This window comes from Spirosoma foliorum (assembly GCF_014117325.1).
GTDB classification, from domain to species: Bacteria; Bacteroidota; Bacteroidia; order Cytophagales; family Spirosomataceae; genus Spirosoma; species Spirosoma foliorum.
In genome coordinates, this window is record NZ_CP059732.1 from 2,524,487 (window position 1) to 2,539,274 (window position 14,788).

Below are 14,788 nucleotides of genomic sequence, written 5' to 3' on the forward strand. Positions count from 1 at the left end.
CATTCTTTCGCTCTTTCCAGCGTATGAAAAGCCAAACCTCAGTTCCGACGACTAAAGTTGCCCGTGCCAGCCAGTTTGTGAAAGCCGGAGTAAAAGTAGGTGGGAACTATATTAAGCATTACAGCAAAAAGCTGCTCGACCCCGATTTATCGAAGGAGGAACTCCATAATGATAATGCCGCTGATATTTATGACGCCCTGAGTGAATTGAAAGGGTCTGCCCTGAAAATGGCTCAGATGTTAAGTATGGACCGGGGGCTGTTGCCAGTTGCCTATTCCGACAAGTTCACAATGGCCCAATACTCAGCTCCTCCGTTGTCGGGCCCGTTGGTTGTGAAAACGTTTAAGACGTATTTTGGCAAAACTCCGACGCAACTGTTCGATAGGTTTGATAGTCAGGCTGTCAATGCCGCGAGTATTGGGCAGGTTCATCAAGCCTGGAAAGACGGAAAGAAACTGGCCGTGAAGGTGCAGTATCCGGGCGTTGCCGATGCCGTGAGTTCCGACCTGAAGATTGCGAAGCCATTGGCTGTTCGATTGTTAAATCTGAACGAACGCGACATTGATCGCTACATGGGCGAGGTGGAGTCGAAGTTGCTGGAAGAAACGGATTATGAGCTTGAACTTCGCCGGTCCATTGAGATTTCGGAAGCCTGTGCGAACATTCCCGATCTGGTGTTCCCAAAATACTATCCAGAACTATCGTCGAAGCGCATCCTGACGATGGATTGGCTGGATGGATTGCATTTGAAAGAATTTTTGAAGACCAATCCAGATCAGGAAATCCGTAACCGGATTGGGCAAGCGTTGTGGGATTTCTATGATTTTCAGATTCACACGCTCCGACAGGTCCATGCCGATCCACATCCCGGTAATTTCCTGATGCGGGCCGATGGCACTATGGGCGTGATTGACTTCGGCTGTGTGAAAGTAATTCCTGATTTCTATTACGATAATTACTTCCGATTGGTCAACCCCGACACGCTTGAGAATGCGGAACTGACCGAGGAAATTTTTGAGAATCTGGAGTTTTTAACCCCAGCCGATTCACCAAAGGAGCGTGTCTTTTTCTCGGATTTATTCAAAGAAATGACGCTTATGTTGGCTGAGCCTTTTGCCGTCGATTCGTTCGATTTTGGCGACGATGCCTATTTCACGAAAGTGTACGCCTTTGCCGAAGGATTGGCGAACATACAGGAACTGAAAAACTCGAAAGTGGCGCGGGGATCGCAGGATGGATTGTACGTAAACCGCACGTATTACGGCTTATACGCCATGTTGAACGAACTCAAAGCCCGCGTAACAACCACCAAGCCCGAATGGCTGCGCTCGAAAAAGGAGCTGGTTTAGGTGACATTTAAACCTATAAGGTTTTGGAAACCTTATAGGTTTGTAATCAGAATGAATAAAAAAGGTCATCCTACACACAGGATGACCTTTTTTATTCATTCTGATATATCAACGTCGTTCTTACCCCTTCTTCTGCTCCTTCGCCCAGCCATCTTTTAGCGTAACGGTCCGGTTGAATACGGGCCGGTCGGTGGTGGAGTCCTGGTCGAGGATGAAGTAGCCTTTACGCATGAACTGGAAGTTACTTTGTGCGCCAGAACGAGCCGCTTCAACCAAAGCCGGTTCAACAAAAGCACGCACAACTTCCAGCGAATTTGGGTTCAGTAACTCCCGGAATTCACGTTCGTCGGCGGCAGGATTTTCTACCGAGAATAGACGGTCATACAGACGAACTTCGGCTTCGACTGCGTGCGGAACCGATACCCAGTGAATCGTGCCTTTTACGTTGATGCCTGACGTGTCGGAGCCACTGCGGCTTTCGGGGATGTATGTGCAACGCAGTTCAATGATTTCACCCGCATTGTCCTTTACCACTTCGTCGCATTTGATGATATAGGCCCCTTTCAAACGAACCATACCCCCCGGAAACAATCGGAAGAACTTCTTCGGTGGATTCTCCATGAAATCATCCCGCTCGATATACACCTCCCGACTGAACGGTACGTTGCGCTCACCAGCGGTTGCATCTTCTGGGTTATTCTCTATCCGCATGATCTCTTCACGACCCAGTTCATAGTTCGTAATGACGAGTTTCAACGGCTTTTCGTCGAGAACGGCCATTACCCGGTGAGTCGTTTTGTTCAGTTCTTCACGGATACAAAATTCTAGCAGACCTACATCGATCAGGTTATCCCGCTTGGCAATCCCGATACGGTCGGCAAACTCGCGGATGCTGGCAGGCGTATAGCCACGACGACGAATACCTGCAATAGTTGGCATCCGGGGATCGTCCCAACCACTTACATGACCATCTTCTACCAGTTGTTTCAGTTTACGTTTGCTCATAACCGTGTAGGTTAAATTGAGTCGTGCAAACTCGATCTGGCGAGAAGGGAAAATATTGAGTTTATCAATAAACCAATCGTACAAAGGGCGGTGTACCTCAAACTCCAGCGTACAAAGCGAGTGCGTAATGTGCTCAATCGAGTCGGATTGCCCGTGTGCGAAATCGTACATAGGGTAAATACACCAGGCGTCGCCCGTACGGTGGTGATGCGCGTGCTTGATGCGGTAAATGATCGGATCACGCAACTGCATATTTGGCGAGGCCATATCAACTTTCGCCCGGAGAACTTTGGCGCCATCGGGATACTCACCCGCTTTCATCCGACGGAACAGATCGAGATTTTCATCAACGCTCCGGTCACGATACTGACTCAGGCGACCCGGTTCGGTAGGTGTACCTTTCTGAGCGGCAATTTCCTCCGATGTCGAATCATCTACGTACGCTAATCCTTTCTGAATCAGAGTTTCGGCGAAGGAATAAATCGTATCGAAGTAGTCGGATGCATAGAATTCGTTCTCCCAGTTAAAGCCTAACCAGCGAACATCGTTCTTGATCGAATCGACGTATTCGGTATCTTCCGTAACAGGATTGGTGTCGTCGAAACGGAGGTTTGTCTGCCCGCCGTATTTATCGGCCAGCCCAAAATTCAGACAAATAGATTTGGCGTGGCCAATATGTAAATAGCCGTTGGGTTCGGGTGGAAAGCGCGTATGAATACGCCCACCGTTCTTGCCAGCGGCCAGGTCTTCTTCTACGATTTGTTCAATAAAGTTGAGGGAATTGCCAACACCGCTGCCATTGGCAGAATTATTTTCGTTGGTAACGCCTTCGCCGGAATCTTTAGTTGCTTCAGTCATGTGGTTGCGTACTGATAAATAGTGCGAAAATTACGGCCTTTGCCCCGCTTTGGCAAACCCAAACTGTGCTAAAGCAAAAACGAACGGATTTTAGGTTGTGGTGTATAGGTACCGAAAAGGCCCTATCGCATTCGCAAAAATCCAGCTGAACGGGGGACCGTTGGCTGGACGTTTTAGTGTTATTGGAGGCCTCAATGAACAGATTAAAGATATTTTAACATGGCGCTTATTGGCATCGTTCAAAAACTAGCCATCGGTCAAATCGCTTCATTATCAGGCTAATAAAGAAAGTTGTTTTACGGATAGGTAGGGCCGCAAAATTACTTAAGTAGCCTGTGCCAATCGCTAATTTATTGACCATGCGCGAACAAAATGGTTGCTCGAACGAGTTGTAAGTAGTACACGCTGTTGACTATATTCGAACGACGGGTGTTCTGTATGAATAAAACGTTTATTGCCTTTCTTTTTACGATTGGGTGGTTTTTTTCAATTGATGTAGTAGCTCAGAAAACAACGGATTCTTTAGCCAGGCAAGCCTATTTAGCCGATTGCATTCAGTACGCTTTAGGCCATCAGCCAGTTGTTCGCCAATCGATTATCGATCAGGATATTGCCGAACGTACCGTGCAAAGTTCATTAGCCGCCTGGTATCCGCAAATCAATGCTTCGTACAACCTGCTTCACTACCTCAAACTACCTGTCACACTCATTCCCAACGCCACTACGGGCGAGAAACAGCCGGTAAGCCTGGGAGCGGCCAACACCTCGACCGCTTCGCTTTCGGTGACGCAAAGTATTTTTAATCGGGATGTTTTATTAGCTAGTCGGACTGCTGATGTTTATCGGACGCAGGCTACACAAACCACCGTCAGAAATAAGATTGATGTGGTGGTCAATGTTAGCAAAGCATTCTATGACCTGATTCTAACGCAACGCCAGGTTGATATTCTGAGTCAGGACATTGCCCGATTGCAGCGCAGTTTGCAGGACGCGACGAACCAGTATCAAAGCGGTATTGTCGATAAAACCGATCCCCAGCGAGCGAAGATTGCCCTCAACAATTCGCTGGCCCAGCGGAAGCAGTATCGAGATCTGATTGGGGCCAAATACCAGACGCTAAAACAAACCATGGGCTATCCACCGAACAGCCAACTGGCCGTGTCGTATGATACCCTGCAATTAGTTCGCGAGGTTGCCCTGGATACGTTGCAACTGGTGAACCCGCAAAACCGAATTGAATATCAGCTCTTGCAAACGCAGGGCCGATTGCTGGATGCCAATGTTCGTTACAATCGCTGGGCCTATTTACCCTCGGTATCGGCCTTTGGCAACTATAACTTGTTGTATCAGAATAGTTCATTCGGGCAGCTTTACAGTCTTTCCTTTCCGAACTCACTGGTTGGGTTAACACTAACACTGCCTATTTTTCAGGGAGGACGGCGTATCCATCAGACAAAGATTGCGGAGTTGCAGGTTCAACGACTTAACTGGGATTTAGCCGCCCTGAATAGTGCTGTCGACGCGGAGTATGCAACGGCTTTGGCCAACTATAAAGGGAACTTGGCGAATTATCTGGCACTGGTCGAAAATCAGCAGTTAGCCGAAGATGTATACCGAGTTATTAACCTGCAATATCGATCTGGCATCAAAACCTACCTGGATGTGACCATTGCGGAAGCCGATCTTCGCACTGCCCGATTAAATGTATTTAATGCATTATATCAAGTGCTAGTCAGCAAATTAGACGTTCAGCGCTCCCTCGGCGTAATCCAGATTTGATTTTGTCATGCTGACGAAGCCGGGCGGCCGGTGCCGAAGCATCTTCGGAAAAAGCAACTAATATTTTTTGTCATGCTGACGAAGGAAACATGACAAGCGTACTCTCAGAATTATGAAGCATCCTATAAATCTGGCCATTTCGGGATCTTTCCTGGCCTTGTTACTTACCGCCTGTGGCGGAGATAAAAACCAACAGCAAGCCCCACCACCTCCTACTGCAGTAACGGCTGTGAAGGTTTCTAAAGGCAGTGCTGTTTACTACGATCAATTTCCGGCAACGGTAACGGCTCTTCTGCAGGTGGATATTCAGCCGCAGGTGGCCGGAAATATCACGGGGATCTTTTTTCAGGATGGTCAACACGTTAGTAAAGGGCAAAAACTCTACACCATTGACCCTCAGCAGTATCGGGCAACCTACGATCAGGCTGTGGCCAATCTGAATGTGCAGAAAGCCAACCTGAACCGGGCCCAGAAAGATGCTGACCGTTATAATACGCTGGCGCAGCAGGATGCGGTAGCCAAGCAACTGGTCGATAATGCCAATGCTACGCTGGAAGCAGCTAAAATGCAGGTTGAAGCTTCTCAGGCCACCATCCAGCAAGTTGCGACAAATCTGAAATACACAACTATCTATGCTCCAATGGATGGTACAATCGGTATCTCGCAGGTACGACTAGGAGCTGCTGTGGCACCCGGCTCAACACCACTCAACACCATCTCGTCGGACAATCCGATTGCGGCTGATGTTCAGATTGATGAATCGCAGATTCCACGGTTTCTCAAATTACAGAACCAGCCCAATGTCGTCCGCGATTCAACGCTGATACTTGTGTTGCCCGATGGCAGTAAATACCCATATCCTGGTACTGTGAAGATCATTGACCGGGCGGTTGATCCCCAAACGGGTACGTTGCGGGTTCGGGTTGCTTTTCCAAACACCAATAAACAATTGAAGGTGGGACTGAATGCCAACGTTCGGGTGAAAAACAGCAGTGGGGAACCCCAATTGCTGATTCCGTACCAGTCGGTAACCGAGCAGATGAGTGAATACTTTGTGTTTGTAGTGGGCGATAGCAGTAAGGTCAGTCAGAAAAAAGTAACCCTGGGCGCTCGCATTAACGGTCAGGTAATCGTGAAAAACGGCCTGACCGAAGGCGAAACTATTGTAACCGAGGGGACGCAGAAAATTCGTGATGGAGCAAAGGTGCAGGTAACAACAAATGAGCGAAAGAGTGAATAAGTGAAAGAGTGTTCCACCAGGATCGCTTAATCACCCATTCGCTCATTCACTCATTCACTCATTAAGTTATGTTCGCAGAAATATTTATAAATCGACCCGTTACGGCCATCGTCGCATCCGTTGTGATTGTTGCGTTGGGCGTGCTGGCCTTATTGAGTTTACCCGTTAGCCAGTATCCCGACATTACACCGCCGGTTGTGCAGGTGACGGGTACGTATACGGGTGCTGATGCCCAGACGGTAGAACAGACCGTGGCTACGCCCATTGAAACGCAAGTGAATGGTACACCGGGTATGGACTACGTACAAACCAATGCCACGAACGATGGTCGGATGACCATGAACGTGACATTTAAGGTTGGTACCGATGTGAATATTGCAGCCCTCGATGTGCAGAACCGCGTTGGTATTGCTCAGCCGCAATTGCCACAGGAAGTTACTCGTCTGGGGGTTGTGGTTCGTAAACGGAATCCATCGTTGTTTATGCTGGTGGCTATTTATTCGCCAAATGGTACGCACAATGTCTCGTTTCTGGATAACTACACAAACATTTACATTCGGGATGCCTTATTACGGGTACCAGGTGTAGGTGATATTTTCAGCCGGGCCGATGATTTCAGCATGCGTATCTGGCTCAAACCCGACCGGTTGACCCAACTCGGAATGACCCCCGATGACGTAGTCGCTGCTTTACAGGAACAAAACCTACAGGTGGCCGGTGGTTCGGTAGGTGCTTCGCCCCAGCCCGCTTCCCAGGCTTTTGAATATTCTGTTTTTACCAATAGCCGACTGAGTAAGGAGGAGGATTTTAAAAAAATCATTGTTCGTAGCGATCCCTCTAAAGGGTCTCTTGTGTACCTCGAAGATGTAGCGCGTGTGCAGCTAGGGAAATTTTCCTATGCCAGCAATTCATTCGTAGATGGCAAACGGGCTTCGTACCTGCTTGTCTATCAGCTTCCGGGTAGTAATGCACTTGCCACTGCCGAAGGTGTGTATGCGGCCATGGATAACCTGAAAAAAACCTTCCCGAAAGATATTGAATATGTCGTTCCCTTTGAGTCGGTATCGGTGATTCAGGTATCTATTTCTGAAGTGGTCGAAACGCTTTTGGAGGCATTGGTTCTGGTTATCCTTGTTGTGTTCCTGTTCCTCCAGAGCTGGCGGGCTACCCTCATTACCTTGCTGGCCATTCCGGTGTCCATTGTGGGTACATTCGCCTTGTTTGTTCCTTTGGGCTTTACCATTAACACACTGACACTCTTTGCGTTTGTATTGGCGATTGGGATTGTGGTGGATGATGCCATTGTGGTGGTGGAAGCCGTGCAGGTTAACCTCGACAAGGGCATGACACCCAAGGAGGCTACCCGAGAAGCCATGCGCGAAATTTCGGCTCCGGTTATTGCCATCGCCCTGATTCTGGCCGCTGTGTTTGTGCCGGTAGGCTTTATTCCAGGTATCGTCGGTCGTTTGTACCAGCAATTTGCGATCACGATTGCGGTGTCGGTACTGATTTCGGCTTTTGTCGCCTTATCGCTGACCCCCGCATTGTGTACGCTGCTGTTACGCCCGATGCATATTGATGAAAAAGCAACGGGTCTGAATAAGCTATTTTATAAGTTTAATCAGTGGTTCGAGCGAGTTACGAATGCCTATTCCAATGGTGTGCAGCGGCTCATCAAGGCCACACCACTAGTCATTGTGGGGCTGGTTGTGGTCTACATTGGCACAGGCTTATTGTTCCGCGCCAAACCAACCGGCTTCATTCCGACTGAAGATGAAGGACGACTGATTGTTACCTACGAAATTCCCGAAGCGGCTTCTACGACTCGTAGTTTGGTGGTGCTCAACAAGATTATGAGTATCCTGAAAGAGCAGCCCTATGTTGCCCACTTTGCCGCTCTGGGTGGTTTGAACGCAGTTACGTTTGCGTCCAAATCAAACAGTGGGACGGTCTTTATGTCCTTAAAACCCTGGGATGAACGGAAGGAGCGAAATATGCAGGCCGATTCACTCGTGGTGAAGCTACAAAAGGCATTATCGGGCTTGAACGATGCCCGACCTCAGGTGTTGCAGCCACCCGCTATTCCGGGATTGGGGCAATCGTCAGGATTTACATTTGAGATTCAACAGCGCGAAACCAATGATGACGTCCAGGCATTTGATGGGGTTGTACAGAATTTTCTGGCTGAGGCTAACAAACGCCCGGAAATTGGCCGCGCCTTTACATATTTCACGGCCAAATCACCTGCTTATCGGGTCGATGTCGATCGGGATAAATGTAAAAAACTGGGTATTTCAGTTAGTTCGGTTTATACGACCATGCAGACGCTTCTGGGAAGTCAGTACGTTAACGATTTCATTATTTACGGTCGAAAATTCCGGGTCGTTGCGCAGGCCGATACCATGTACCGGGATGATATAAAGGCACTTAATCAATATTATGTTCGCAATGGGGCGGGCCAATTGGTACCCATCAGTACGGTTATTAAAACCAGTGTGATCGAGAATGCACCGTTGATTTCCCACTTTAACCTGTTCCGTTCTGTCGAACTGAATGGCGTTGCTAAACCAGGGTATAGCAGTAGTCAGGCCAACGACGCCCTTCGGGAAGTGGCAGCTAAGGTACTCCCTGCTGGTTATGCCTATGACTTTGGGGGATTGAGTCGGGAAGAGATCAATGCGGGTAGCAGTTCGATTTACATCTTCATGCTGTCGGTTGGTTTCGTATTCCTGTTCCTGGCAGCCTTGTATGAAAGCTGGTCGGTGCCGTTCTCTGTACTTCTATCCGTGCCAATTGGGGCTTTAGGGGCGATCACGGCACTGATTCTGTTTCCCTATCTAACGAATAACGTATACGCTCAGATTGGTCTGATTACTCTGATTGGGCTTGCGGCCAAAAACGCTATCCTGATCGTGGAATTTGCCAAAGAGAGGGTCGATAAAGGTGAAGACTTGCTCGAATCGACGATCGAAGCCGTTCGGTTGCGACTGCGACCAATTCTGATGACATCCCTTGCATTCATCCTGGGTGTGTTTCCACTGGCCCTGGCGAGTGGGGCAGGGGGCGTTGCCAGAGCTACCATTGGCCGTACCGTGTTAGGTGGTATGCTGGCTGCCACGTCACTGGCTATTTTCGTAGTGCCGGTTTTATACGTTGGTATTACCCGACTGGCCTATGGCAAGAAAGGCCTGGCGGCCCTGAAGGCGAATGCAAAAAAAGATGACCCGAAAGAGGGTGAACAGCCTGCACATGCCTGATAAAGGCGTATCTTCGTCTGACAGAGTAAATTTTTGATTCTGTAGATTCGGCTGATTCTATACACATAGAATCAGCCGAATCTACAGAATCATTGTCAATACGTAGCTTGTTAGATTATCATGAGTTTGTTTATTACCTCCTTAAATTCGGGCAGTAACGGAAATTGCTATTACGTTGGAAATGAGCAGGAAGCAGTCCTGATTGATGCGGGAATTTCCTGTAAAGAAACCGAACGGCGGATGCTGCGTCTGGGTTTATCGATGGATAAAGTGAAGGCAATTTTTGTTTCTCACGAACACTCCGACCATATCCGGGGTATTCCTCAGCTGGCCAAAAAATATCAGTTGCCGGTCTTTATTACACCCGGTACGTTACAGAATTCGGGCTTTTCTATTCAAACATTCCCACTTCGGGCCTTGCGCGGGTATGAGCCGGTCTGGATTGGTGATCTCTGTATTACGGCGTTCCCTAAGTTGCATGATGCCAGTGATCCGCATAGTTTTCTGGTTTCTTACAAAGAAACGAATGTGGGCGTTTTCACAGATATTGGCGCTCCCTGTGAGCATCTGATTCATCATTTCCAGAAATGTCATGCGGCCTTTCTAGAGGCCAACTACGACGATGATTTGCTGGCAAATGGTCGTTATCCGTATTTCCTCAAACAACGGATTCGGGGTGGAAAGGGGCACTTGTCCAATCAGCAGGCGTTGGATTTGTTCAGAGCACATAAGCCCGACTACATGAGCCACGTGCTATTGGCTCACCTCTCAAAAGACAATAATTGCCCGCAGGTGGCCAGCGATTTGTTTACACCTCATATGGGCAACACCAAGCTTATTGTGGCTTCCCGTTTTCAGGAAACGCCGGTATTTACAATTACAGCCGGTTAGCCAATCAGTAAATTACGACGGCTTGCAACGTTAAAATTTAGGTAAAAAGTTGACCTGCTCGAAAAACAGGCTACCTTTGTCATCAGATGATATGATGAATAGTCCAATACAAAAACGATCACTTGCCGAAGAAGTTGCGAATCAAATCAGCAACTACATTCAATCAGGGCATTACGTGGCTGAACAGAAACTGCCTACCGAACCCGAACTGATGAAACAGTATGGTGTCGGTAGATCGACCATTCGGGAAGCCGTTCGCATGCTGGCGAATTCGGGCTTATTGCGCGTTCAGCAAGGTGTTGGAACATTCATTAAGGCGTATTCATCTAGTAATGAGACATTGGACCAGCGCTTAAAGCGAGCAGAGGCCAGCGACATTGATGAGGTGCGGCAACTAATTGAAGTGAAAATTGCGCAGAAAGCCGCCATCAATCGGACGCAACAACAGCTTGAGCGTATGGAACAATTTCTTACACAACGTGTTCAGGCAGCGCAAAACGGATTTCTGGAAGAATGCATCCAGGCCGATATTAACTTTCATCTGAGTATTGCCGAAGCATCGGGTAATGCAATTTTGACCGACATGTATCAAGCTTTTTCGGCTCGCCTGAAAAGTTGGTTTCTGCAGATTTATCCGGATACAAAGGCATTTGTTCAGACTAATGGTCTGCATAAAGCACTGCTTCAGAGTATTAAAGAGCGTGATGAGATAAAAGCGCTGAACTATGCAACCCAGATTTTGAAACATTAATTTTTTAGGTTTAAACATCAGATGATATGATGAATGATGGACAACTGGCACCTATCCAACAACCTGAAGAGCGTATTCAGCAAACCGCTTATTCAGTCTTGTACTCAATTAGCCTAGCTCATTTGTTGAACGATATGCTCCAGGCGATCATCCCTGCCATTTATCCGCTGATTAAGGTTAGCTTCCACCTCGATTTCTCCCAAATTGGGCTGGTGACGTTAGCGTATCAGTTAACGGCTTCAATTCTTCAACCGTTTGTTGGCTTTTATACAGATAAGCACCCTAAGCCTTTTTCGTTGGCCTTCGGCATGAGTATTTCGCTGTTGGGGCTAGTAAGTCTTGCTTACGCTTCGAGTTTTTACTGGATTTTGGCCTCTGTCAGCCTGATCGGAATCGGGTCTTCTATTTTTCATCCTGATTCTTCGCGGGTTGCCTATTTAGCGTCGGGTGGAAAACGGGGATTGGCTCAATCGATTTTTCAACTGGGTGGTAATGCGGGGAGTGCTTTAGGGCCGTTGCTGGCTGCCTTGCTCGTTGTTCCATTTGGTCAACGAAGTGTGATGTGGTTTGGCCTGGTCGCCTTATTCGGAATTGTTTTGCTAACGAAGATAGGGCAATGGTATAAAACGGTTGTTTTGCCCAAAGTAAGTAAAACCCTTACCGAGAATCGGGTAGGCTTGAGTCGTGCCCGGATCATCGCTTCGATGGCAATTCTGCTGATACTGATTTTTTCCAAGTACTTCTATCTGGCAGGCATGACCAGTTATTATACGTTTTACTTAATGGATAAATTCGGACTATCGGTCGAAAGTGCTCAGATTCAGTTGTTTATTTTCTTGGCTTCGATCGCCGTAGGCACCTTGGCGGGCGGCCCACTGGGCGATCGATTCGGGCGAAAATATATTATCTGGATTTCTATTCTGGGAGCCGCTCCGTTTACACTGTTGCTACCCTACGGGAATCTGTTTTGGACAGGTGTACTTTCCGTATGTATTGGCTTATTGATCTCATTAGCCTTTTCTGCCATTATTGTCTACGCTCAGGAGTTGATGCCCGGCAAGGTAGGGATGATAGCCGGTTTATTCTTCGGTTTTGCCTTTGGCATGGGCGGTCTTGGGTCGGCTTTGCTTGGTAAACTTGCCGATGAGACAAGCATTAACTACGTGTTTTATGTGTGTTCGTTTTTGCCTTTATTGGGTATTTTAACCGCTTTTCTGCCCAATTTGGAAAAGGAATAATTTCTGATGTAAGAACTTCTTATCTATAAAAGAACTACCTCTTTGATCATTAAGCCGAATGGTCAAGGAGGTAGTGTCTTTATAGGTCGCTACAAGGTTTTTACCACCTGCGCTGGGATACCTGCCACTACGCTATTAGGCAGAACATCTCGATTTACTACGGCACCAGCCGCGACAACCGAGTTTTCCCCAACAGTAACACCGGGAAGTATCGTTGCTCCTGCACCAATCCAGGCATTGCGTTTAATGACAACCGGCTTAGGGATCAGTGTTTGCCGATCAAGAGGATCTAATGGATGGTTTTCCGAGGTCAGATTGACTCGGGGGCCGATCTGCACATCGTCTTCGATGGTGATGCCGCCAATATCCAAAAAAGAGCAGGCATGATTGATAAATACATTCTTACCGAGACGGATAGACCGACCAAAGTTGGTGTAAAAGGGCGGGAAGATTGCTGAAGACGGATCAATCGGGCTGCCGATAATATCACTCAATTGATTCCGAACCTGATCAACATCGGTAGCCGTGGCATTCATCTGAACGCATAGCCGGATGGTGCGTGAAACCACTTCAGCAAATTTCCCATACTCAGGATCGTCCTTTCGTAAAAACTCCCCAGCGCTTAGCCGCTCGAAAATATCTGGGCTAGTTACTGGCTGTTTATTCACTTCCTGACTCATCTTATTTTGATAGTGCTGTCTAAATCGAATTGAATCAGTAACCTTTATTAGTCCCAGTTGATCGTAGTTCACACTACGCTCAACAAAGAGTCTATAATAATGCAAATCAATCAAGGGTTATTTCGTGTCTGCTACCGGTTCTAGCCAGGTCACTACGCCCTTCTCAGTGTTGATGTTGATCGCTGTATGGATCATTCTGCCGTCCGGCGATGCGCCATGCCAATGCTTAATGCCAGGTAGAACGTTGATAACTTCACCTGCCTGGAATTTTTGTAACGGCTGGCCTTCCTCCTGATAGTAGCATACGCCTTCTTTTACCAGTAATATCTGATTACTCGGGTGAGTATGCCAGTTGTTGATAACCCCCGGTTCGAAGTACACGTCGGTAATACTGCAATTGGTTATAGTGTCTGCGACAACCAACGGCTTCACATATACATTCCCCGAAAAATACTGTACGGCACCCAGTTGATAACCTTCAGGTATACCCTTATCTTGATCTTGCTTGTCCATGTTGCGTTATATTCATGGTAATATACCAGACAATCAGGTTTTTGCTTATAAGGTGGCCATATCGATCACAAACCGATACCGCACATCACCTTTAAGCATTCGCTCATAGGCTGTGTGAATATCCTTGATGTCAATCATTTCAATGTCGGAAACGATGTTGTGCTCGGCACAAAAGTCCAGCATTTCCTGCGTTTCGGCGATGCCCCCAATGCTTGAGCCCGCTAAACTTTTTCGGCCAATGATCAGGCTGAAGGACATGATAGCTGAAGGAGACGGAGGGGCACCCACGCATATGTGTACGCCATCACTTTTTAGTAAATTCAGGTATTGGTTATAATCGTGCTCGGCGGAAACGGTATCAAGAATAAAATCGAAATAACCCGCTACAGATTGAAGCTGTTCTGGATCGCTAGTCACCACAAACTTGTGTGCGCCCAGTTTCCGGGCATCTTCTTCTTTTTTGGGCGAGGTGCTCAGAACAGTTACCTCTGCTCCCAGCGCTACGCCAAACTTAACGCCCATATGGCCCAGTCCACCCAAACCTAATACCGCCAATTTGTGTCCTTTTCCAACTTTCCAGTGTTTCAGAGGAGAGTAGGTCGTAATACCCGCACAAAGTAGGGGAGCCGCAGCCGCCAGATTTAGCTTATCGGAGATGTGCAGCACGAAATCTTCGTGAACGACAATGGTATTTGAATACCCACCATAGGTCGGGGTTTTATGATCTTGTTCCAGACTGTTGTAGGTGAGCGTATTTCCGTTGGTGCAGTATTGTTCCAGTCCGTGCTGACAGTTGTCACAAACCCGGCAGGAGTCGACCATACAGCCAGTGCCCGCCAGATCGCCTACTTTAAACTTTGTCACATGATTGCCAACTGCCACAACACGACCGACAATCTCGTGTCCGGGCACCATTGGAAAAATACTGCCGCCCCACTCGTCGCGTATCTGATGAAGATCGGAATGGCAAACACCACAATACGTAATATCAAATTGAACATCGTGCGGCCCTACCGTCCGACGTTGAAAATTCCAGGGTGCCAGATCCGTCTCTTTTGTTTGAGCGGCATAGCCTTTTGCTGCAATCATAACTGTGTATTAAGTTGAGTACTCGATAAAACCAAAGCAAAACTAATGTAGCCTGCTCAGGGGCGGGTGACGATTATCAAACCAAAAGTTAAGGATTTCAAACAGCCTGCCCGTGTAAGGATCTGGGAGCCGCTTCTG

The 14,788-nt window shown here is 47.7% G+C and carries 11 protein-coding genes; 7 read left to right on the plus strand and 4 right to left on the minus strand.

What is annotated here, in order from left to right:
- The first annotated feature begins 23 nt into the window (after positions 1 to 23).
- Positions 24 to 1,349, plus strand: coding sequence for an ABC1 kinase family protein (locus H3H32_RS10300; protein WP_182462586.1), 1,326 nt, complete (start codon positions 24 to 26; stop codon positions 1,347 to 1,349).
- Between the two features lie 120 nt (positions 1,350 to 1,469).
- Here the strand turns inward: H3H32_RS10300 and H3H32_RS10305 are convergent, their stop codons facing one another.
- Positions 1,470 to 3,212, minus strand: coding sequence for a glutamine--tRNA ligase/YqeY domain fusion protein (locus H3H32_RS10305; RefSeq protein ID WP_182462587.1), 1,743 nt, complete (start codon positions 3,210 to 3,212; stop codon positions 1,470 to 1,472).
- Between the two features lie 438 nt (positions 3,213 to 3,650).
- On the opposite strand from H3H32_RS10305, the gene H3H32_RS10310 reads away from it, so the two are divergent.
- From H3H32_RS10310 to H3H32_RS10335, 6 genes are all read left to right on the plus strand, one after another.
- Positions 3,651 to 4,991, plus strand: coding sequence for a TolC family protein (locus tag H3H32_RS10310; RefSeq protein ID WP_182462588.1), 1,341 nt, complete (start codon positions 3,651 to 3,653; stop codon positions 4,989 to 4,991).
- A 112-nt stretch (positions 4,992 to 5,103) separates the two neighbouring features.
- Positions 5,104 to 6,231, plus strand: coding sequence for an efflux RND transporter periplasmic adaptor subunit (locus H3H32_RS10315; RefSeq protein ID WP_182462589.1), 1,128 nt, complete (start codon positions 5,104 to 5,106; stop codon positions 6,229 to 6,231).
- Between the two features lie 68 nt (positions 6,232 to 6,299).
- Positions 6,300 to 9,488 (plus strand): efflux RND transporter permease subunit, encoded by a 3,189-nt coding sequence (locus H3H32_RS10320; RefSeq protein WP_182462590.1) that lies wholly within the window; start codon positions 6,300 to 6,302, stop codon positions 9,486 to 9,488.
- A 120-nt stretch (positions 9,489 to 9,608) separates the two neighbouring features.
- Entirely contained in the window at positions 9,609 to 10,379 is a 771-nt protein-coding gene (locus H3H32_RS10325; RefSeq protein ID WP_182462591.1) for an MBL fold metallo-hydrolase, read from the plus strand.
- Between the two features lie 91 nt (positions 10,380 to 10,470).
- On the plus strand, positions 10,471 to 11,130 hold the full coding sequence (locus H3H32_RS10330) for a FadR/GntR family transcriptional regulator (RefSeq protein WP_220472627.1): 660 nt from the start codon (positions 10,471 to 10,473) through the stop codon (positions 11,128 to 11,130).
- Between the two features lie 26 nt (positions 11,131 to 11,156).
- Positions 11,157 to 12,368: an MFS transporter gene (locus H3H32_RS10335; RefSeq protein ID WP_182462592.1), complete on the plus strand. Its 1,212-nt coding sequence runs from the start codon at positions 11,157 to 11,159 to the stop codon at positions 12,366 to 12,368.
- An 89-nt stretch (positions 12,369 to 12,457) separates the two neighbouring features.
- Here the strand turns inward: H3H32_RS10335 and H3H32_RS10340 are convergent, their stop codons facing one another.
- From H3H32_RS10340 to H3H32_RS10350, 3 genes are all read right to left on the minus strand, one after another.
- Positions 12,458 to 13,048, minus strand: coding sequence for a DapH/DapD/GlmU-related protein (locus H3H32_RS10340; RefSeq protein WP_182464308.1), 591 nt, complete (start codon positions 13,046 to 13,048; stop codon positions 12,458 to 12,460).
- Between the two features lie 117 nt (positions 13,049 to 13,165).
- Positions 13,166 to 13,561, minus strand: a complete 396-nt coding sequence (locus tag H3H32_RS10345; RefSeq protein ID WP_182462593.1) for a cupin domain-containing protein — start codon at positions 13,559 to 13,561, stop codon at positions 13,166 to 13,168.
- Positions 13,562 to 13,606: 45 nt separating this feature from the next.
- Positions 13,607 to 14,650, minus strand: coding sequence for an NAD(P)-dependent alcohol dehydrogenase (locus tag H3H32_RS10350; RefSeq protein ID WP_182462594.1), 1,044 nt, complete (start codon positions 14,648 to 14,650; stop codon positions 13,607 to 13,609).
- Between the last annotated feature and the right edge of the window lie 138 nt (positions 14,651 to 14,788).

What these genes read in the sequence shown, in the direction of transcription:
- H3H32_RS10350 (WP_182462594.1), bottom strand. Translation starts at nt 14,650, where the DNA reads ATGATTGCAGCAAAAGGCTATGCCGCTCAAACAAAAGAGACGGATCTG.
- H3H32_RS10305 (WP_182462587.1), bottom strand. Translation starts at nt 3,212, where the DNA reads ATGACTGAAGCAACTAAAGATTCCGGCGAAGGCGTTACCAACGAAAAT.
- H3H32_RS10330 (WP_220472627.1), top strand. Translation starts at nt 10,471, where the DNA reads ATGATGAATAGTCCAATACAAAAACGATCACTTGCCGAAGAAGTTGCG.
- H3H32_RS10320 (WP_182462590.1), top strand. Translation starts at nt 6,300, where the DNA reads ATGTTCGCAGAAATATTTATAAATCGACCCGTTACGGCCATCGTCGCA.
- H3H32_RS10325 (WP_182462591.1), top strand. Translation starts at nt 9,609, where the DNA reads ATGAGTTTGTTTATTACCTCCTTAAATTCGGGCAGTAACGGAAATTGC.
- H3H32_RS10340 (WP_182464308.1), bottom strand. Translation starts at nt 13,048, where the DNA reads ATGAGTCAGGAAGTGAATAAACAGCCAGTAACTAGCCCAGATATTTTC.
- H3H32_RS10315 (WP_182462589.1), top strand. Translation starts at nt 5,104, where the DNA reads ATGAAGCATCCTATAAATCTGGCCATTTCGGGATCTTTCCTGGCCTTG.
- H3H32_RS10345 (WP_182462593.1), bottom strand. Translation starts at nt 13,561, where the DNA reads ATGGACAAGCAAGATCAAGATAAGGGTATACCTGAAGGTTATCAACTG.
- H3H32_RS10310 (WP_182462588.1), top strand. Translation starts at nt 3,651, where the DNA reads ATGAATAAAACGTTTATTGCCTTTCTTTTTACGATTGGGTGGTTTTTT.
- H3H32_RS10300 (WP_182462586.1), top strand. Translation starts at nt 24, where the DNA reads ATGAAAAGCCAAACCTCAGTTCCGACGACTAAAGTTGCCCGTGCCAGC.
- H3H32_RS10335 (WP_182462592.1), top strand. Translation starts at nt 11,157, where the DNA reads ATGATGAATGATGGACAACTGGCACCTATCCAACAACCTGAAGAGCGT.